General features: G+C 59.1%; 18 protein-coding genes. 11 read left to right on the top strand and 7 right to left on the bottom strand.

Annotated features, from left to right (window positions below):
• Nucleotides 1-26: 26 nt before the first annotated feature.
• The gene (locus tag ACOBR2_RS17450; RefSeq protein ID WP_420237379.1) at nucleotides 27-1424 is read left to right on the top strand and encodes a pyridoxal phosphate-dependent decarboxylase family protein; all 1398 of its coding nucleotides are present in this window, start codon (nucleotides 27-29) and stop codon (nucleotides 1422-1424) included.
• Between the two features lie 184 nt (nucleotides 1425-1608).
• Complete coding sequence (locus tag ACOBR2_RS17455; RefSeq protein WP_420237380.1) at nucleotides 1609-3213, top strand: EAL domain-containing protein; 1605 nt, start codon at nucleotides 1609-1611, stop codon at nucleotides 3211-3213.
• Nucleotides 3214-3253: 40 nt separating this feature from the next.
• Here the strand turns inward: ACOBR2_RS17455 and ACOBR2_RS17460 are convergent, their stop codons facing one another.
• Entirely contained in the window at nucleotides 3254-4309 is a 1056-nt protein-coding gene (locus ACOBR2_RS17460) for an L-threonylcarbamoyladenylate synthase (RefSeq protein WP_420237381.1), read from the bottom strand.
• A gap of 95 nt (nucleotides 4310-4404) precedes the next feature.
• Between ACOBR2_RS17460 and ACOBR2_RS17465 the strand changes: the two genes are divergently transcribed.
• The 4 genes from ACOBR2_RS17465 (at nucleotide 4405) to ACOBR2_RS17480 (ending at nucleotide 7634) form a co-directional block, all read left to right on the top strand.
• Nucleotides 4405-4983: a class IV adenylate cyclase gene (locus ACOBR2_RS17465; protein ID WP_420237382.1), complete on the top strand. Its 579-nt coding sequence runs from the start codon at nucleotides 4405-4407 to the stop codon at nucleotides 4981-4983.
• Between the two features lie 19 nt (nucleotides 4984-5002).
• A complete protein-coding gene (locus ACOBR2_RS17470) occupies nucleotides 5003-5194 on the top strand; it encodes a hypothetical protein (protein ID WP_420237383.1) in 192 nt (63 codons plus the stop codon).
• 41 nt (nucleotides 5195-5235) lie between these two features.
• A complete protein-coding gene (locus ACOBR2_RS17475; protein WP_420237384.1) occupies nucleotides 5236-5595 on the top strand; it encodes an energy transducer TonB in 360 nt (119 codons plus the stop codon).
• Between the two features lie 1301 nt (nucleotides 5596-6896).
• Entirely contained in the window at nucleotides 6897-7634 is a 738-nt protein-coding gene (locus ACOBR2_RS17480; RefSeq protein ID WP_420237385.1) for a sugar transferase, read from the top strand.
• A gap of 242 nt (nucleotides 7635-7876) precedes the next feature.
• Here the strand turns inward: ACOBR2_RS17480 and ACOBR2_RS17485 are convergent, their stop codons facing one another.
• A complete protein-coding gene (locus ACOBR2_RS17485) occupies nucleotides 7877-9223 on the bottom strand; it encodes an aminopeptidase P N-terminal domain-containing protein (protein ID WP_420237386.1) in 1347 nt (448 codons plus the stop codon).
• Between the two features lie 228 nt (nucleotides 9224-9451).
• Between ACOBR2_RS17485 and ACOBR2_RS17490 the strand changes: the two genes are divergently transcribed.
• Together ACOBR2_RS17490 and ACOBR2_RS17495 are read left to right on the top strand one after the other, a co-directional pair.
• Nucleotides 9452-10552: an ATP-binding protein gene (locus ACOBR2_RS17490; protein ID WP_420237387.1), complete on the top strand. Its 1101-nt coding sequence runs from the start codon at nucleotides 9452-9454 to the stop codon at nucleotides 10550-10552.
• 244 nt (nucleotides 10553-10796) lie between these two features.
• Nucleotides 10797-11117 (top strand): RNA chaperone Hfq, encoded by a 321-nt coding sequence (locus ACOBR2_RS17495; RefSeq protein WP_420237388.1) that lies wholly within the window; start codon nucleotides 10797-10799, stop codon nucleotides 11115-11117.
• A gap of 164 nt (nucleotides 11118-11281) precedes the next feature.
• Here the strand turns inward: ACOBR2_RS17495 and ACOBR2_RS17500 are convergent, their stop codons facing one another.
• From ACOBR2_RS17500 to ACOBR2_RS17510, 3 genes are all read right to left on the bottom strand, one after another.
• Nucleotides 11282-11617 carry a PilZ domain-containing protein gene (locus ACOBR2_RS17500; protein WP_420237389.1) on the bottom strand — a complete coding sequence of 112 codons (336 nt, stop codon included), beginning with the start codon at nucleotides 11615-11617 and terminating at the stop codon, nucleotides 11282-11284.
• A 668-nt stretch (nucleotides 11618-12285) separates the two neighbouring features.
• Nucleotides 12286-12675 (bottom strand): FtsB family cell division protein, encoded by a 390-nt coding sequence (locus ACOBR2_RS17505; RefSeq protein ID WP_420237390.1) that lies wholly within the window; start codon nucleotides 12673-12675, stop codon nucleotides 12286-12288.
• 60 nt (nucleotides 12676-12735) lie between these two features.
• Nucleotides 12736-14145 (bottom strand): phosphoglucomutase/phosphomannomutase family protein, encoded by a 1410-nt coding sequence (locus tag ACOBR2_RS17510; protein WP_420237391.1) that lies wholly within the window; start codon nucleotides 14143-14145, stop codon nucleotides 12736-12738.
• A gap of 186 nt (nucleotides 14146-14331) precedes the next feature.
• On the opposite strand from ACOBR2_RS17510, the gene cutA reads away from it, so the two are divergent.
• Nucleotides 14332-14676 (top strand): divalent-cation tolerance protein CutA, encoded by a 345-nt coding sequence (cutA, locus tag ACOBR2_RS17515; RefSeq protein WP_420237392.1) that lies wholly within the window; start codon nucleotides 14332-14334, stop codon nucleotides 14674-14676.
• Nucleotides 14677-14692: 16 nt separating this feature from the next.
• Here the strand turns inward: cutA and ACOBR2_RS17520 are convergent, their stop codons facing one another.
• Both ACOBR2_RS17520 and ACOBR2_RS17525 read right to left on the bottom strand, forming a co-directional pair.
• The gene (locus tag ACOBR2_RS17520) at nucleotides 14693-15133 is read right to left on the bottom strand and encodes a (deoxy)nucleoside triphosphate pyrophosphohydrolase (RefSeq protein WP_420237393.1); all 441 of its coding nucleotides are present in this window, start codon (nucleotides 15131-15133) and stop codon (nucleotides 14693-14695) included.
• 192 nt (nucleotides 15134-15325) lie between these two features.
• A complete protein-coding gene (locus tag ACOBR2_RS17525; RefSeq protein WP_420237394.1) occupies nucleotides 15326-16072 on the bottom strand; it encodes an HAD family hydrolase in 747 nt (248 codons plus the stop codon).
• Nucleotides 16073-16371: 299 nt separating this feature from the next.
• Here ACOBR2_RS17525 and ACOBR2_RS17530 point away from each other — a divergent pair, with 299 nt between their 5' ends.
• Both ACOBR2_RS17530 and ACOBR2_RS17535 read left to right on the top strand, forming a co-directional pair.
• Nucleotides 16372-17454, top strand: a complete 1083-nt coding sequence (locus tag ACOBR2_RS17530) for a site-specific tyrosine recombinase (RefSeq protein WP_420237395.1) — start codon at nucleotides 16372-16374, stop codon at nucleotides 17452-17454.
• Entirely contained in the window at nucleotides 17451-18395 is a 945-nt protein-coding gene (locus tag ACOBR2_RS17535) for a tyrosine recombinase XerC (protein ID WP_420237396.1), read from the top strand. The genes ACOBR2_RS17530 and ACOBR2_RS17535 overlap by 4 nt, the downstream gene beginning before the upstream one ends.
• Nucleotides 18396-18471 lie beyond the last annotated feature (76 nt).

The following is an 18471-nucleotide window of genomic DNA, read 5'->3' on the forward strand; positions in this document are numbered from 1 at the left end:
CCTGGTGCTAAACTGGACCCAGTAGCATGTCTTCCTATTCTTCTTCCCTGCCTGCATCTGCCGTCGCATTCCAGCACCGGCGCACTGCGCTGCTTGAAGCGGCGTTGCGCTCTGCCGTGACCTATCTCAACAATGAGAACGACCGTGCGGTTGAGCCCTCTGCTGAAGCAGTTGCCGCGCTCGACCTCTTTCGTGAAGCCGCGCCCGAAGCTCCGGTTGCGGACGAAGAGGTACTGCGCCTGCTCGATCAGGTTGCTGCCCCGGCCACCGTTCACAAAACCGCTGGCCGCAACTTCGGCTTTGTGAACGGCGGCTGCCTGCCGGCCGCGCTGGCGGCGGGTTGGCTGGTGAATGCGTGGGATCAGAATGCATCGTTCTTTGTGCAATCCCCGGCAGCCATCACGCTGGAAGAAGTTGCCCTCGGCTGGGTGCGGGAGTTTCTGCGTCTGCCCGAAGGAACCGGTGGCGCGGTCACGACCGGTGCCACCATGGCCAACTTTTCCGCCCTTGCCTCCGCCCGCCACGAAATTCTCGCCCGTCAGGGTTGGAACGTCGAGGAAGATGGACTCTTTGGCGCGCCCGAGGTCAAGGTGGTGGTCAGTGATGAAGTACACGCTTCCGTCGTCAAGGCGCTGGGTCTGCTTGGTTTAGGCCGCAAACGCGTGACGCGGGTTCCAGTCGATGACCAGGGCCGTATGCGGGCCGAGACACTGCCTCCGCTCGACGACCACACCATCCTCTGCCTGCAGGCCGGCAACGTAAACACCGGAGCTTTCGACCCGGCAGCCGAGATTGCGCCCATCGCCCGTCAAGCTGGCGCGTGGATTCACGTGGACGGTGCCTTCGGCCTGTGGGCCCGCACTGCTCCGCGCTTGAACGCTTTGGTTGAGGGTTTTGATCTGGCCGATAGCTGGGCCACCGACGGGCACAAATGGCCCAACACCGGCTACGACTGCGGCATGGCGCTGGTACGCCGGCCGGAAGCGCTGCGGGCCGCCATGTCGATCCGCGCCGCCTACCTGAAGCTGGGCGATCACCGCGAACCCACCGACCACAATCCGGAGCTTTCGCGCCGGGCCCGTGGCGTGGAGTTGTGGGCCGCGCTCAAGTCGCTGGGCCGCTCGGGAATGGCCGATCTGGTGGAAAGAACCACGCGCCACGCGCGGCGTTTTGCCGAAGGCCTGCAGGCTGCCGGCTACACCATCCTCAATGAAGTGGTCATCAATCAGGTGCTGGTCAGCTTTGGCTCGCCGGAAAAAACCCTGGCCACCATCGACAAAATTCAGCAGGACGGCACCTGCTGGTGCGGTTCCACCGTCTGGCAGGGCCACACCGCCATGCGCATCAGCGTCTCCTCCTGGGCGACGACCGATGAGGACGTGGAACGGAGCCTGGAAGCCATGCTGCGAGCGGCTGCAAAGTAGATTTGCACCGTTTGCAGTTCATAAATTGGATTTCCCTCATCTACTATCCTGCATCATGAGTAAAATCTCATAGTTTTAATCTTCTATTTATCAAGCTCTTCCTGCCTTCCCCGATAAGGGAATCAGCATTCCACGCTCAGGCCGTCCCACACATTCACCTGATCAGAATCGGAAGCGGAAGGTTATGCCCACACTCAGGCAACGCATTTTTACCATTTTTTCAGTCACCCTTTGTGCAGGGATTCTGGGCATTCTGGCCGGGAACGCCGTAGCCAGAGCTGTTACCGCACGCATCATGAACGAGCGACTGGACCGCTACGCCAGCCAGCTCATTGCCGACGAAGAAGCTGCCGCCACCGAATTGCGCACGGCGTTGGCCGCAGTGGACGCTTCGGAGCACCAGTTCTGTTCCCCCGCCGAGATCAGCTACCTGCGCGCTCTGATCTTCGAGTCGCAGTCGCTGAAGGACGCAGGACGCATACGCAATGGCAGCATCGCCTGTTCAGCGGCCTTGGGCCGTCTGGATCAGGCTACGGCCATGGATCAGCCGTTGGTAACACAGCAGGACGGCACAACGGTCTATCGCGATCTGGCCTTTTATCAGAACTCCGGCCTGAGCACATTCACCTTGCAGCGCGACAATTCCTTTGTGGTGTACACGCCGCAGACCCGGCTGCATCTGGAGCCCGCGCCCCTGCACTACGTGGAAACCTCCACCGACGCGCCCACCCAGAAGCGCAGCATGCTGCTTGGCGAAGCCGCCAAAATTGCCCCTGAAATTCTGGCGAGCGAAGGCACCTACCGCGTTGGCGACACACTCTATGCCACGCGCTGTTCCATCCGCTTTTTTGATTGCGTCACCACCTGGGTGGCACTGCCCGATGCAATTGCCGCCAACCGCATCAGCTATAACGAGTGCGTGGTGCTAATCAGCCTGCTCTCCGCACTGACGGCCGGCCTGATGGCCTTGCTCTACCGCCGCAATAAAAGCCTGGAACAGCAGCTGCGACGCGCCGTGCGCAAGGGGCAGATCCGCGTGGTCTATCAGCCCATTGTGGACCTGCAGAGCGGCAAAACCATGGGGGCCGAAGCGCTCTCCCGCTGGACCGACGAGGACGGCCACACGGTGCGCCCCGATGAGTTCATCGCCATTGCCGAAAAACGTGGCTTCGTCACCGCCATTACCCGTCACGTGATCGGGCAGGTGCTCAGCGATTTTGGCGCAACGCTGCGCACTGACACCGACTTCAACATCAGCGTGAATCTCTCCACGGCCGACCTTGAGGACCCTGCTTTCCCGGAGTTTCTTGATGCCAGCCTGCGCCGTGAAGGCGTTGCTGCAAAACGGCTGACACTGGAGATTACCGAAAGCTCGACCGTGCAAAAGGGAGTGGCCATCGAGGCAATCCGCCACCTGCGTAAACGTGGCCACAGGGTGCACATTGACGACTTCGGCACCGGCTACTCCAGCCTCTCCTACCTGCAGGACCTCGCCGTGGACGCCATCAAGATAGACCAAAGCTTTACCCGCGCCATCGGCACCGGCTCGCTTACCCAGGGTCTGATTCCGCAGATTCTTGCCATCGTGGAAACGCTCCATCTGAACGTAGTAGTGGAAGGCGTGGAGACCGAGGAACAGGCCAGCTATTTTGCCGCCACAGAACAGCCCGTTCTGGTCCAGGGATGGCTCTTTGGCCGCCCCCAGCCGCTGGCAGAATTCATTAAACTGCGTGCCGAAATCGATAAAAAGCAGCTTTCAGCTGTCAGCCCTGAGCTGACGGCTGTCTGATTTTAGCTGTCAGCTGAAAGCTGAAGGCTGTCCGCCGCCGTTACTTCGGCCGCGACGCCTTGCCCAAACGATCGAGCAGGGCTGCGCCCACGCCGTCGGCCGCAGGCTTGGGGCAGAAGATGGCCGCCGCGCCCTGCGCATCCAGCCAGTGCAACCCCGCATAGAGCCGCTGTGCCAGCTCCTCGGGCCTTTGCCAACTGCCCCAGCGGTAGACGGCAGCACCAGCCAGTGCGGCAGGCAGCATGGCCTCCTCCGGCAACAGCACACCCAGTTTCTGACCACTCAAATCGGCAGCGCGCCGGGCCACTTCCTCGCCAAACTCTGCCAGCGGCAGGTCAAGCAGGTAGAGCCGGGCCCGCGGAGCATAGTGGCGAATGCCAACCCCGGGCGAAGGCAGCGCCTCACGGGGCTCGCTCGCCTGCTTTTCCGCCGGCAGAAAGAGCTCAACCGGGCCGGCAGTGTCTCGAATCTGGACAGTCGTCACCGCACCCGGCCGGTAGACGATCATCGGGCTTGCGCCGGGGTCCATCACCGTCGATTCCACCCCGTGCAGGGCCGGGCCAGCGTCGAGCAGCGCGTCAATGCGGCCATCCAGGTCAGCAAGTACATGCTCAGCCGTGGTGGGGCTGATGTGGCTGAAGAGGTTAGCTGAGGGAGCTGCCACTGGCACGCCCGCCCGGCGAATCAGCTCAAGCGCCACCGGATGCGCGGGCATGCGCACACCCACCAGCGGCCGGCCAGCCGTAACCGCGTCATGAATGGCCGCACTGCGCGGCAAAAGCAGTGTGAGCGGTCCCGGCCAGAAGGCCTCCATCAGCTTGCGGGCAGCCTCGGGAACGTCCTGCACCAAACCGTCCAGTTGCGCCAGATCGGCAATATGCACAATCACCGGATCCCAGCTGGGCCGCTGCTTGGCGGCAAAGATGCGCTGCACCGCCTCAGCGTCGAGCGCGTTAGCACCCAGTCCGTAGACGGTTTCCGTGGGCAGGGCCACCAGCCCGCCCCGGCGCAAAATCTCCGCCGCCTGATCGAGCACCTGCGCGGCCTCGGGAGTATCCAGACGATCGGGGTCGACCGTCCATCGCAAAGTCTTCACCTTTCTATTTTCGCCCGCATTGGCCCGGAGGACCAGCCGGTACCTGCAGGAAAGCTTCAAACCAGACTGCAAGCTCGGGTATACTCTGCCTTACGATGGCCATCGAGACTGAAATCAAGTTCCGGGTTGCCGACGTGGCGACCCTCAATCAACACCTGGAAGGCGCCGGCTTTCAGCTGGTCACTCCGCGTGCCTTTGAGAGCAATGTGCTCTATGACACGCCTGACCGCAACCTGCGCGCCCACACTGAGATACTGCGCATCCGCAGCTATGCTGGCCGCTGGACAGTGACCCACAAACGCCTGCCCGACGTAGGCCCCGGCGAAGACCGCCACAAACACCGCATTGAGACTGAAACCACAGTGGGCGACGGCTCCACGTTGGCTGAGATCTTCCGCTCGCTCGGCCTGACCGAGGCCTTTCGCTATGAAAAGTACCGCACCGAATGGCAGTTTGAGGGCGGCCACTGCGTCATTGACGAAACGCCCATCGGCAACTACGCCGAGCTGGAAGGCGAACCCGACTGGATTGACAGCGCAGCTCCGCTGCTGGGCCTGAGCCCGGCCGACTACATCACGCTCAGCTACGGACGGCTCTTCGAGCAGTGGCGTACGACGCACAACTCACAGGCCCGCGATCTGACCTTTGCCGCCGTGGCAAATCGGGAAGAATAAATCAGGAAAAACGGCTGAGATGGACCTGGCGCAGCGGATGAAACCTCAGCTGCGCCAGTTTTTCGGTTCTCTATTTCTTCTCCTTACTCAAAGAAACACCGTATTATTCGATAAAAACAGCTCTTCTCTTGCATTTTTCTCGGTCAACACCCATGCCTTTGGTAATAAATTCAAAAAATTTGTTCATGAAATTTTTCTTCCGTGCCGATAAGTCAGGTGAGGAAATTCTCATGTACCAGGAGGCACAGCAATATGTCTAAATTTCTCAGTATTCATTCCAGCCGGGTGCGCCGCTATTCCGTTCGTATGATTCAGGCCGCGGCTCTGGCTCTTGTGGTTGCCATGGCGATTCCGGCTCGGGCGGCTGATGATCGCGCCGTCAAGTCGCGTGTAGCACCTGTTTACCCTGAAATCGCCAAGCGCATGAAGATTGGCGGCGAAGTCAAGGTGGAAGCCACCGTCGACGCTACCGGCAAGGTAACCGATGTGAAGGCCATCAGTGGCAATCACATGCTGGCCGTGGCCGCTGAAGACGCTGTCCGCAAATGGAAGTTTGAGTCTGGCGCGGGCGATTCCAAGGTCGATGTGGCCGTGAACTTCAACATCCAGTAACCCTGCGTCCGACTGCGGATTCCGGCCCGGTCTGACGACGGCAATTTTGTTGCAACTGTAGTTTTTTCCTTTCCTGAACTTGCGTGTTTCACCTGCTGGCGAGCACACCACGGCAAGCCAGCTGATCCCGGAGGGATCCTCCTCTCCCGGGAACTTTTATATGCACCACTGGGGGGTATTTCCTGCGGTGCGCTGGCCTGAGATCATCCCCTCGGCTGGCGCGCCGTTTTCTTTTGCGCGCCGCAACAGCCAAAACACTCGAAGAGAGTTGTTTTTTTCCTGGCGTTCAGGAGAAAGACTCCCCGTGGAACTTGCTCCAAGCCCCCTTGGAGCGGTTCTCCGAGGGGCTAGCCCTTCTGCATATACTCTGAAGTAGAGCTATTGGAGAACCACCTTAAAGCAAAAACAGAGTAGCTGTCCCCAAAGGCAATTCTCTCGATGATCATTTTCCTCAAGAAAAAGCCCCTTTGAATGCTCTCAGCAAGGGCAGGTTTACTCTGATTTTGCTCTAGCGTAGAGGAAAAGCCATGACTTTTTCGATTTCAAGTTTTTTCTGGCGGAATAAGTCAATTCTGTTTTCAATCCGGGACTAAAAAAATAAGTACTCATTTTGTAACATCTGGATTATTTCTTGCTGCGCCGATAAATCATACCTTTACGTCATGGGGCATGCTTTGTAAGATGGAAGTAGAACAGCTCATTACGCTTGAACGCGCACCATCCTTGGCAAATGCAAATTTATAGGCCAGGCGTAACTGATAGGCTCGATCAGCCCGTCTGAGGGAATTAGAGCAGCAACGTTGGTATCTTCGAAGATGTTTAATTTTCCGAAAGGATTCAAGATTTATCCTTCCTGGTCGAAGATATAGGGGAAGAGGCGTTGGCAGAGAGCTTGAAAGCCAACGACGCTTCCTGGAGAGCTACATCCTGTAACAGAAGCATTTCGGAGAGGTGCTAGAATAGTGGCAAAAGAGTTCGCCCTTAAGGGTGAGCCTCTCCGCTCAGAGTGGAGAAAGATGCAGCACCAGACATGTAGGACTTTGGCAACCTGAATACTTTTTTGTGAAATGGTTTTTCATCTCACAAAAAGAAGACCTGTCTTCTTGAGGTATGGAAGAGTTCTGGGGTACATTGCCATACTCACGAAAGACAATTTGGGGACATCCTTGAGAGATCAGGTAAACGATTCGAACACAGGCGCGGGTCCAGTCAGAACTAAGCAAGCGTTCGGGATTACGCAAGTAGGGACATGCTGCACTGAAGAATCAACTATCGAGCAAGGAACTCGGTCGGGAGGAAAGGTGCTGACTTTTACAAGAGGCACACAACCAGATGAAGTAAGCGCATGGACGAATTCCCTTACCAAGCGGCTCTTTGATTGTACATGCGTGCTTGCGGCGCTTCCGTTCCTGCTTCCCGTACTCGTCGCTGTTGCACTTGCTGTCTACCTGACTTCCAACGGCCCTGTGCTCTTTATCCAGCGTCGTGTGGGTTGCTATGGCAAGACCTTCCCTATCCTCAAGTTCCGCACCATGGAACATACGGTCAAGCAGAAGCATCATGCAGTGACCACGGCCAAGAACCAGCGGTTTACTCCGGTGGGTCCTTTCCTGCGCCGCTGGAAGCTGGACGAACTTCCGCAGTTGCTGAACGTTCTGGCTGGCCACATGAGTCTGGTTGGTCCGCGGCCCAAGTTGCCCGAGCACAGCAAGACGGTGCAGATTTTGAATTGCAAGCCGGGCATTACCGGTGCAGCAACAGTTGCTTTTGCCCGGGAAGAAGTTGCGCTGGCGCGCATTCCGCATGAGAACCTGGACGCCTTTTACCATGACGTGGTTCTGCCTGCAAAGCTTCGTCTCGATGCTGAATACATGGCAAACGCCACATTCTACTCGGATTTCGCACTGTTGATTAATACCGTTTTGCGCCGCTGGGACAATGCTTTTCTGGAAGAACTACTTGTTCCGGCAAGAAAAGTTCCTGCCAAGGTGGCCATTTATGCCACAGGGTTTGGCTATACACAGGTTGGAACCGAGTAACCTGGTCCTGAAAGACCAGAAAGCCGCTTCCTGGAATTCGTTTTCGTCAGCTTTGGGCCGTTGATGATCGAAGGCTCTCAACCAGGAAGATCTGGCGCTCCATTAGAAGGTAAAAGCTTGGTGGGCATCCAAGCACTCGACACAGGAACCCTGCACGTTATCCTGCGTCGAGTACCTCCCAGAGAAATACACGGGGCTGCAGATTCCTAAATACCTACAAGCTCCGCGCACTCTTTCCTCGCTTATTTCCGCTTCATCTCCGCCTCGATCTCGTCGGGGGTATGCGGAAGATCCTTATCCAAATCAATGAGCTTGCCGTCGGGACCCACCAGGAAGTGGCACTCCAGACGCACGCCGATCTTCTCTTCCGCAATGTAAACACCCGGCTCAATGGTAAAGAACATGCCCGGTTTGAGCACTGCCGGATACGCGGACGGATCGTGAACCTCAATGCCGATCATGTGGCCGAGGCCGTGCAACCAGTACTTGCCTAGCGGATCCCCGTGCAGATCCTTGCCATGGGTATTGATATAGTTGTAGGCCACCGTGTCGAGGGAGTTCGGGTCTTTACGGTCGCGGTCATTGATGGTGGACTTGCCGGCCACAAAAGCGTCGATGGCGGCCTGCTGCGCACCGCGCACCACCTCGAAGATCTCGCGCTGGCGGGGGGTGAAGTGGCCATTGGCGGGCACGGTGCGGGTAATGTCGGCGGCGTACATCGAGTATTCGCAGGCCGCATCCACGTTTACCAGATCGCCATCCTCGATGGTGCGTGAGTTCTCCGAGTAATGCAGCACGGTCGAGTTGGGACCAGAGCCGACGATGGGCGCGTAGCTGGCCCGTTCGCAGCCATGCTCGGCCCATACGGCGGCCATTTTGCCGGCAATAGCCAGCTCGGTCACGCCTGGCTTCACGCTGTGCATCATCTCCAGCTGCGCGGCCACGCTGGCGGCTGCGCCCTTCTTCATCAGCTCGATTTCGCCTGCGTCCTTGACCAGGCGCAGCTCGTCGATGGGGGCACTCACATTGCGCGTAGCCGGAACCTCGTCCATGCCCAGAGTCGTATCGGTAAAGCTGGCCAAAGCACGGGTAGGCTCGCTGCTGGGCTGGCCCCAGATGCGGTAGGCCATGCGCCGGTCGGCATCGATCAGCTGGTTCAGCACGGCGGGCATTGCACTCATCGGCAGCACTTCGTCAAAACCGGTTTTTACGGTCGCCTGAGGGGTGGCGGAGTCCATCTTTGCGCCGGTATAAAGCTCCATGCGCCGATTGCGGGTGGGCAGGAAGAGAATCTCGCGGTACGGGCGCGGCTGGCCGGCCTTGGCGTCGGAAGCAACGATCATGAGGGCCGCGCCGGGCTCGGTCCAACCGGTCAGGTAGAAGAACTCCGAGTCCTGGCGATAGGCCATAAAGTCCAGCAGAGGCTCCGGCGCGGCAAAGAGCACGGCTACGCCGCCCTCTATTTGACTACCGAGCGCGACACGCCGCGCATGGTAGGTAGTAAGGGGCTGCTTTTCCATGGCCTGCAGCAGGGGAGCGGCAAGACCAAGCACGAGAACAAAGGCAACAAAGGCACGAAAGAATCTCATTCCGCTATTGTGGCCCGCCACCCTGGCTAGAGCAAATTCAGAATGATCGTGCCGTCTGAAAGAGTGTGCAGGGTGCCGTTTTCTTGGAGAAAACGGCACTTTGATTCATCAACTCCCTCTACAGCAATTCTGAATTTGCTAGGTCGCAAAACTTCTTTTCTAGCTTCCAGCGGTAAATCTGGCCGGAGGCCCTCCACCAAAACAGGCCAAATCGCCTACACTCAATCTGTGGGATTCCAAGAGTTTTTAGGCAATCAGGCAACGGTCAGGCACTTGCGTGAGGCGGTGCAGGCAGGCCGTTTTCCGCACTCGCTCATCCTGGCCGGGCCGCGTGGCGCGGGTAAGTACACACTTGTGCTTATGCTGGCCAAGGCCGTGAACTGCCTGGAGCCAACCGAGACCGACGGTCTGCCGGACTATTGTGGCCATTGCCGCAACTGCACGCGCATCGACAGCGCAGCCAACCTGGAAGAACGAGTGGCCGAGGCTGTGGCGGCGCGTGAGGATCTGCGCGACGTCGACAAACGCGAGACCCGCATCCTGATTCAGCCCCACCCCGACGTAATGATCATTCCGCCCGACCCGCCACAGCTTTTGATCAAGCTTGGGCAGGTGCGGCAGGCGATCCACGCGGCCTATTACCGTCCGCCCACCGAGGCGAGGCGCTCCTTCACCATCTTTACCGCGTCGGCCTTTATGAAGGAAGCCGCCAACAGCCTGCTGAAGGTTCTGGAGGAGCCGCCCGAGCACACCACGCTCGTATTGCTCACCGAGAACCCGCAGGAGCTGCTGCCCACTATTCGTTCGCGGGCCGGACTGCACCGCCTGGGAGCGATTCCAGGGGGCGAGCTGGACGCGCTGCTGGAAACGCGGCGGCCGGAGCTAAAGTCGAAGGACCGTGCGCTGGTGGCGCGGCTGGCCGAGGGTGCTGTGGGCCGGGCGATTGGCTTCGATCTGGAAAAATACCTGACCTGCCGCAAGGATGCCTTGGTGATTCTGCACGCGGCCCTGCGCGAGCCCGACTACTCCACGCTCTTCCGCGCCACCGAAGCCTACCGTGCCGGAGCCGAGGGGCAAGAGAAGACCGTGGGCCTGCTGCGAGCGCTCGGCAGCCTGATCGAAGACCTGCTGCTGACCGTGGCCGGAACCCCCATGCTGATTCGCAATCTGGATCTGGTGAACGAGCTGGACCGCATGGCGCAGGGACTGAGCATTGACTGGATCGATGGCGCGGCGCGGGCACTCGGACAGGTGGAATCTGGCCTGCGTCGCAATCTGCTGCGCTCGCTCTCACTGGATGCGATGGCCGCCAGTCTGGAACGCCGCTAGCTCTCTGTTTCACTTACAGAGAGCTGCGCCGCAGTGAAAAAGATAAAAATCAGAATCCAGCACCCATCTGTGGCATCTTTGTAGGAACAGTTTCCCCACAAGAATCGGTCAGCGGACCGAAGCGGGATGTTCGACTGCCCCGAGTTTTTCTACGATAGCCGCTACGGCGCATCCAGGAAAGATTCTCCGCAACCCGCGAGCCCATGGGCGCGCGCCACACCTCCACGCTGAAGGGAAGGCTCCAATGAGCGACTCGCCAACTACCCCAGAGAGCCCTGCGCCCACTGAGCGCATCCGGCGGCCACGCCGCTCTCTGCCCACACCCCAGACCACGCTGTTCACCGCCCACGCCATCGCTCTGGACGCCCCCCTGCGTCAGGCCGAACTCTTCTATCTGCAAAAGCAGATTCAGGCGCAGACGCCGATGGTAATCGTGCTGGAGGACGGCACGCAGGTGGAAGGCTGCATCGAATGGTACGACCGCAGCGCCCTGAAGGTGCGCGGTAAAACCCGTACCCTCGTCTACAAGCACGCCATCAAATATATGTACAAGATGGGGGAGTAAGGAATCAGAGGACAGTAAACAGAAAAGCCTCGTAGGCAGAATCTGCCAGCGAGGCTTTTACTTTTCTGCAAATTGTATGAAGGCAAACAATTCAGGTAGAGAAAGTTGATGCAGAACAATCACAAGATTGCCCCCAGTCAACGCGTTCACACTCTTCTCTGCCTCTAAAGTTCCTTAATAAACTCGATGAGTCGCTGTTGAATGCGCTGGCTAAGCTCCTCGAACTGCAACCCGGCAAGCTGATCGTTGTTCTTGACCTGAATGTGCGCCGGCAGCAGGTAGGACTGGCCATATTTGACGAAGCGCAGTTCGCAGGCAGTGCCGACCGCGTAATTGATGGCCTGCTCGGTGTAGATGCGGGCGCCTCCCATGCTGATCTCGATCAGCCAGCAATTCATGGTGACGCTAGTGCTGACAAAACTGATCTGAGCATCCTGCTGGATTTCGTGACGAAAATCCTTGCGTCGTTCAATGCCGCCGGGGGCGGGTTCGTAACGCACGCGCGTCAACTGTTCGCGCGTCAGGCCCTCCGTTGTTGCGCCGCTGGCGGATTGTGCTTTGGGCTGAACTTTCTTCTGCTGCTGCGCTTCTTTCGTCGGCTCTTCCTTCGGCAGCTCTTCGGTGGTGGGCTTACTCAGCTCACCTTCCAGCAGACCTTCTGCCCGCAGCGGCTCGCCGTGGTGACAAAGAAATTCGCGGCTTGGAGCATCAAATTCAAGAACGAAGCTATGATCGTTAAAACTGTCGCGAGTTTGGCCCGCTAGTTCGAAGACCTGCTCGCCAAAACGAAAGTGCAGCAGAAGGCGTGTGCTCTGCCAGATCAGCAGCGGATCGAAGGCCTGCACACGCGCGTGCGTAGCCTGAAACGAGATCATCTGCCCACGCAGCATCGTGCTGCTGGCATTCTTCTGGATCAAGACCGGCCGTTCTGGCATCTTGTCGAGTTGCACAATTCCCACGCGGCCAATCCAAAGCGGTACCAGCACGCTGGGTTTAAAGTCTGTTGTGTCCACACCCCTCTCCTCTCCGCCTGCAACGGCGCACCCTTTCAGGAACTTGTTCTGAGTCCAATTGTTTTTATCGGATAAAAAACAAAAAAAATCAGCCCCGGAAGAACCAGGGCTTGTGAATTATAAAAAATCAGATACTGGCTCGAAGGAGAACCAGTCTACTTTGTCTGGGCACCCTGCGCCGGAGTCGCAATCTTGTAGATCACCTCGTTCGGGCGCGCGTAGTGCAGCTTTTCCCGCGCCACTCGTTCAATCGCATCCGGATCGGTTTGCAGGCGGTCAATCTGCCTGCGCAGCTGATCGTTCTCCTGCTCGAGCGACTGAATCTCCTTCTGCAGTTCGCGGTCTTCCATGCGCTTCTGATGCCATACCGAAAGTCCGTGCTGGCCGTTGATCACATGCCAGGTAAGCAACATTGCCAAGCTGACGGCCACCACCGTTCCGGTTGGCCGCCACATGCGCTCGGTCCACGGCCTTTGCTCAAGGTGGGCCGACTTTGCCGCGCTGGCCTCGCCCTGAGTCTCCGGTTTGTTGATCTTCTGGTCCATGCGTCTTGGGCGTCTTGGGCGTCCTGGTCTGTTTTCCTGATGCCGGCCGCAGGCCAACGACTATGAAAGTACGAAATGTTTGGCTGCCGCGCTCAACGCCGCACCATCGGCAACATTGCGTGCTTCACTATAGGCGCGCACCACCGGTTCAGTGCCCGACAAACGGTAGCAAACCCACGAGCCATCCTCGAGGATCAGCTTCAGACCGTCGGTGCGAACCACCTTGGCCACTTTGCGTCCGCTCAACTCTGTGGGATCAGCCTTCAATTTCTCAGTGAAGCGGTCTTTCGCCTCCTGGGTCAAGTGGAAGTTCTCTCGAATGGGGTAAAAGGAACCAAGCTTGGCAAAAAGGTCCTGAAGTTGGACACTCAGACTCTTGCCACGGCGAGCTACCATCTCGGCTACTAATAATCCGGCCAGCACGCCATCCTTCTCCGGCACATGGCCACGGATGGTCAAACCGGCCGACTCTTCGCCACCAATCGCGATCTTGTCCTGGTTGATCAGCTCGCCAATGTACTTGAAACCTACCGGCGTCTCGTAGAGAGGAATCTTGTGATGCTCGGCGAGGGCGTTGATCAGGTTGGTGGTGGCCACGCTCTTGGCCACGCCGTTACGCCAGCCGCGCGTCTCCACCAGATAGTCAAAGAGCAGAGCGATGATGTAGTTAGGCTGGATGAAAGTGCCGTCTGCATCGACCACGCCAAAGCGATCAGCATCGCCATCGGTGGCAACAGCCAGCGTTGCACCGATCTCCTTCATTTTAGCCTTGGCGTCGCCTAACAGGTGATCGTCCGGCTCAGGCGCATGGCCACCGAAGAGCACATCGCGGTAGTCATGCACGGCCTCAACGGCAACGCCAGCAGAGCGCAGAATGTCGGTGGTGTAGCCACGACCCGCGCCCCAGAAGGGATCGTAGACGATCTTGATGCCGCTGGCGGCAATGGCCTTCAGATCCACCAGCTCCGCCAGACGGGCGAGGAAGGCCGGCTTCACGTCGGCGGTCTCAAAGCCGCCCGCCGGGGGTTCAGCCGTCGGAATGGCCGCATTGCTGGCCTGTAGGCTGGCAATGGCCGCTTCAATCTGCTTGGTGGTTTCGGGCAGCGCCGGAGCGCCGTCAGAGGTGGAGAACTTGATGCCGTTGTACTCCGGCGGATTGTGCGAGGCGGTAAAGTTGATGGCACCCGAAGTCTTGAGGGTGCGCACCGCATAGGCAATGGCCGGGGTAGGCGCGGCTTCAGAAATGACGATAGGCGTAACGCCAGCCGCCGCAAGCACCTTGGCGGCTTCCAGCACGAAGTTCTCGCCCAGGAAGCGCGGATCGCGGCCGATCAACACACGATGGGGCGCGGGCTGGGTCTTTACATAGGCGGCAATGCCGGCCACGGCCAGACGGATGTTGGCGAGGGTAAACTCATCGGCCACAATGGCACGCCAGCCGGAAGTGCCGAACTTGATCGTAGTGCTCATCTGCTCAATCTCCCTTGAAAAGCTGAAAGCGGTTAATGAGGATAAAGTAGGTAAGAACCAGAATGCCCGAGCCAGACGGCAGGGGCAAGCAGGAAGCTTTGTTCTACGTTTACAATGTTCCCCGCCTGTAACTTTCTGCCTGTTTTCGTCCCTAATATTATTATTTCATCTTCTTCTGGAGGTGCCATGCCCGAATCCACACACTCTGCCCGCCTTGTGCTCACCAGCACTTCCAGCCGCGAAGAAGCCCAGCGACTGGCCCACGCACTGGTCGAGGAACAGCTGGCCGCCTGCGCCTCGATTCTGCCCGGTGCCGAGTCAGTCTACCGCTGGCAGGGCGCAATCGAAACCTCCGCTGAGGCGCTGCTGCTGATCAAAACCAATGCCGCCTGCCTGGACGCGCTGGAAACCCGCCTGCACGCATTGCACAGCTATGAAACGCCGGAGTTTCTGGTTCTTCCGCTGGAAGCGGGCAGCAAGGGCTATTTGCAGTGGCTGGAAGAAAGTCTCAAAAAAGAAAACGGAGCATAGACGGACCTGTCGGCATTTACAGCAACTTGCCTGCCGCCAGATCCTTGATCAGCCCGCGGTCGGCGGCCAGAAAGTCGTAATCGGGAAGATCTTCCAGCCGCACCCAGCGCACCTGCTGGTAGATGTTGTTGCCTACCTCGCCGGAAAACTCATGCACCGCGAAAAACTGCAGATCGACGGCGCCGCCGTGGCGATAGTTGTGGCGAATGCGAATGACTGGCTTGCCAACAGTGGCGTCAATGCCAAGCTCTTCGCTCAGCTCTCGTTTCAGTGCCTGCTCAGGGCTCTCGCCGGCCTCGATCTTGCCACCGGGGAACTCCCAAAGCAAAGCCATCGGCTGGTCAGGCCGCCGCTGGCCAATCAGCACCTCGCCGCCACGCACAATCAGCCCCGCCGCCACAAAACGCAGTGCGGGTCCAGGAGAATGCGCGCCGAGTTGGTGCGGGGGGACGCTCACACACCTAGTGTAACCGCACAAAAACGGTTGCAGAAGGTGGAAGCACCTCAAAATGCACCTTTTGGGACGATGCTGGAGAAGAAACCCAGAGGGGGTTTCCCCTCGACAGTACGATTTTCAGGGAAAAACCTGCAAAGAAAAAGCCTCGCAGCCGTAGAAATCGGCCTGCGGGGCTCTAAAAAACCACAAAAATTATTCTTCGCTCGCGGCGGGCCGTACAACCTCAGCGGCTGCCGGGCGGAAGTAGCCCCAACCACGGCTGGCTGCTGCTTCCAACAGACCAGGCGAAGGATTCACCGGGAAAGCCTTGGCAGCCAGATCCAGCATAGCCAGATCGTGCAAGGAATTGCCAAAAACCATATCGGGCCTGCTCAGGCCTACGCGCTTGAGCGCCGTGGCTTTGCCCTCGTCGGTAGGAACGTCCTTGAGGGTGCTGGTAATGTTGCCTGCCACCACTATCACGTCGGCAGCCAGCACGCGCTCTTCCGGAATGCCGAAGGCACGCACGCCCTCCGTCACCACCCAGCGATTGGTGGAACTGACGGCCCACAGCTCGGTGCCAGCCTTGGTCAGATCCTCCACCAGCGTAGCCATCTCGGAAAAGACGCGTGGCAGCACAAACGAGCGCACATACTCGGCCGCAGCCGATTGCAGCTCTCGCTCATGCAGACCGGCGTACATCTGCACCATCTCGCCGCAGATCGTCTCTTCGTCGATGTCGCCAGCGCAATACGATCGGTAGCGGGCATCGATCCAGTCTGAGGTGGAGCGCGAAACCAGTCCCTGCTCCAAAGACCAGACCATAAACCCGTAGCCGGAGTCGCCACTCCAGAGCGTACCGTCGCAGTCGAAGATTGCAACCCGGGGCTTGTCTTCTAGAACCTGCCGCGAAAACTCGTCGGCGGTCAACTTCTTTGCTTCCGTCTGAGTATCCGTCAAAACGCTTCTCTGCCTGATCGAAATTCTACCAATTGTATTGTCGCTGAAAGCCGCCGGTCGTGCCTATATCTATCGTCACTCCAGCGACAAAATCGAGTAAAAACTCTTGTCGGAGATATTTTGTTACATCTAAGCGCTCATGCGTACCACTATGTGCAACCTGAAGCGTATTTCGGCAGGCACAAGGCTGGCTGGCTGGCAAGTAGGCGCGTAGTGCCCAGCTTGATTCCGTAATGATCATGATTCATTGTCGAGGTGGATTTGTGTCACCAGATTCCAGTGGGCCGATAATCGGATAAGTGGATGCTACTGGCAATCTGACGATCCTGCGCGACTACCAAGCGTATTTGCGCGTGGAAAAAGGATTGCGTCCGCTCACCTGCGAGGCCTACCTCGGCGACCTGCGCACCTTTGCCGAGTTTCTGGAAGAGCGCAACGGCATTCTACTCACGGCGGTGCGCGAAGACGTGGCCGCTTTTCTTGAGCATCTACGCGCGCACGCCATTGACGCCCGCTCGGCGGCGCGCAAGCTCAGTTGCCTGCGCGGATTTTACAAGTGGCTTCTGCTGGACCGCCGCATTCATCACGACCCCACCATTCACATTGAATCGCCCAAGTCCTGGAAGGTGCTGCCCAAATCGCTGACCGAGTCTGAGGTGAATGCGATGCTGGACCGCGCGGCCGTGGCCGCAGCCCATCCGCAGGCCCGCGCCACCGATCTGCGCGACCGCGCCATTCTGGAGCTTTTGTATGCCGGAGCCTTGCGCGTCTCCGAGCTTGTCAATCTGGCCACCAGCGATCTGGCGCTCGATCAGGGGCGGGTGATGGTGCGTGGCAAAGGCGACAAGGAACGCGTGGTGCCGCTTGGCCGCACCGCCATTGAGGCGCTGGAACACTATCTTCGTGAAGGCCGTCCGCACCTGGAACGCATTCGCACCCGGCGCAAGGCGGGCGTGGTCAAAAGCGAGCGGGCATGGCTATTTTTGTCCCTGCGCGGCATGCCCCTGACCCGTCAGGGGGTGTGGCAGATGATGAAGCTGATGGACGGCAAGAGCAGTCCGCACCAGTTGCGCCACAGTTGCGCCACCCACATGGTGGAGCATGGCGCGGATCTGCGCAGTGTGCAGACGCTGCTGGGCCACGCCGACATTTCCACCACGCAGATCTACACGCATCTGGCACTGGGTCGGCTGAAGGCCGTGCATCGCCAGTTCCATCCGCGTGGCGCGATGGCGCACAGCAGCCAGGAGGCGCTCAACATGGACGCGCCGAGCGATGCAGTGCAGTTCCCTGCCTCGCACGGCATGAATTCGCACAGCATGGACGCGCACAAGATTGAAGAGAGCGAGCCCGATATGCCCGTGCTGGAGAAACCGGCGTGAGCGAAGCTCTGACAGCGTTGGTGGATGAGTACCTGCGCATGCTCTCCGGTGAGCGTGGCGCAAGCGAACATACGCTGCGCGCCTATCGCCGTGAGCTGACCGGCTTTGCCGCGTGGATCCTGGAACAGCAGGGCGCGGACGCCGCCGTCGAGCGCATTGAACACACTCACATTCGCGCCTGGATGGGCACACTCTATGAGCGCGGACTCTCGAAGGCCTCGGCCGCGCGCGCACTCGCCGCAGTGCGCAGCTGGTTCAAGTGGCTGGCCCGCACTGGCCGCGTGGAGCAGAACGCCGCCGCGCTGGTTTCAACCCCCAAACTGCCCAAACACCTGCCCCGCGTGCCCTCCATTGAACAGATGAACCGCGTGGTGGATTCGGTGGGCGACGATACGGCTAGCTGGCCCGCCCGCGACCGCGCCATTCTGGAACTGCTCTACGGCTGCGGGGTGCGCAACGCCGAACTCACGGGCCTGAACCTCGAAGACATTCAGTGGGCCAACGATGCATTGCTGATTCGCGGCAAAGGCCAGAAGCAGCGGCTGGTGCCACTCGGCGATGCGGCGGCCCAGGCTCTGCGCGCCTATCTGGACGAGCGCGAAGCAGTGCTAGCTGCAGCGCAAAAACACGACACTCCGGCACTGCTGCTCAACAAGTACCTGCGCGGCCTGGACCGTCCTGGCGGCGAGGCTCGCCTGACCACCCGCAGCGTAGGCCGCATCGTCAAACACATCGCCACGGAGCGGGGACTTTCCGGCGATGTGCACCCGCACACCCTGCGCCACGCCTTCGGTACGCATCTGTTGGAAGAAGGCGCTGACCTGCGCGCCATTCAGGAGTTGCTCGGCCACGAGCGACTTTCCACCACCCAGCGCTACACTCAGCTGACCACCACGCAACTGGAAAAGGTCTACGACCAGACGCATCCCCGCGCACGTTGATAGCTCCCAGCTTCTAGCTTCCAGCCTGCAGATTTCTGCCAGCAGTCAACAACCGGCAGCTGCTTTTTCAGCCCGC

It is taken from the genome of Telmatobacter bradus, from assembly GCF_048629425.1.
Taxonomy (GTDB): Bacteria; Acidobacteriota; Terriglobia; order Terriglobales; family Acidobacteriaceae; genus Telmatobacter; species Telmatobacter bradus.

Excerpts from the sequence above, each read along its gene's own strand:
- ACOBR2_RS17450 (WP_420237379.1), top strand. The coding sequence starts at position 27 with ATGTCTTCCTATTCTTCTTCCCTGCCTGCATCTGCCGTCGCATTCCAG.
- ACOBR2_RS17455 (WP_420237380.1), top strand. The coding sequence starts at position 1,609 with ATGCCCACACTCAGGCAACGCATTTTTACCATTTTTTCAGTCACCCTT.
- ACOBR2_RS17465 (WP_420237382.1), top strand. The coding sequence starts at position 4,405 with ATGGCCATCGAGACTGAAATCAAGTTCCGGGTTGCCGACGTGGCGACC.
- ACOBR2_RS17470 (WP_420237383.1), top strand. The coding sequence starts at position 5,003 with ATGGACCTGGCGCAGCGGATGAAACCTCAGCTGCGCCAGTTTTTCGGT.
- ACOBR2_RS17475 (WP_420237384.1), top strand. The coding sequence starts at position 5,236 with ATGTCTAAATTTCTCAGTATTCATTCCAGCCGGGTGCGCCGCTATTCC.
- ACOBR2_RS17485 (WP_420237386.1), bottom strand. The coding sequence starts at position 9,223 with ATGAGATTCTTTCGTGCCTTTGTTGCCTTTGTTCTCGTGCTTGGTCTT.
- ACOBR2_RS17495 (WP_420237388.1), top strand. The coding sequence starts at position 10,797 with ATGAGCGACTCGCCAACTACCCCAGAGAGCCCTGCGCCCACTGAGCGC.
- ACOBR2_RS17505 (WP_420237390.1), bottom strand. The coding sequence starts at position 12,675 with ATGGACCAGAAGATCAACAAACCGGAGACTCAGGGCGAGGCCAGCGCG.
- ACOBR2_RS17510 (WP_420237391.1), bottom strand. The coding sequence starts at position 14,145 with ATGAGCACTACGATCAAGTTCGGCACTTCCGGCTGGCGTGCCATTGTG.
- cutA (WP_420237392.1), top strand. The coding sequence starts at position 14,332 with ATGCCCGAATCCACACACTCTGCCCGCCTTGTGCTCACCAGCACTTCC.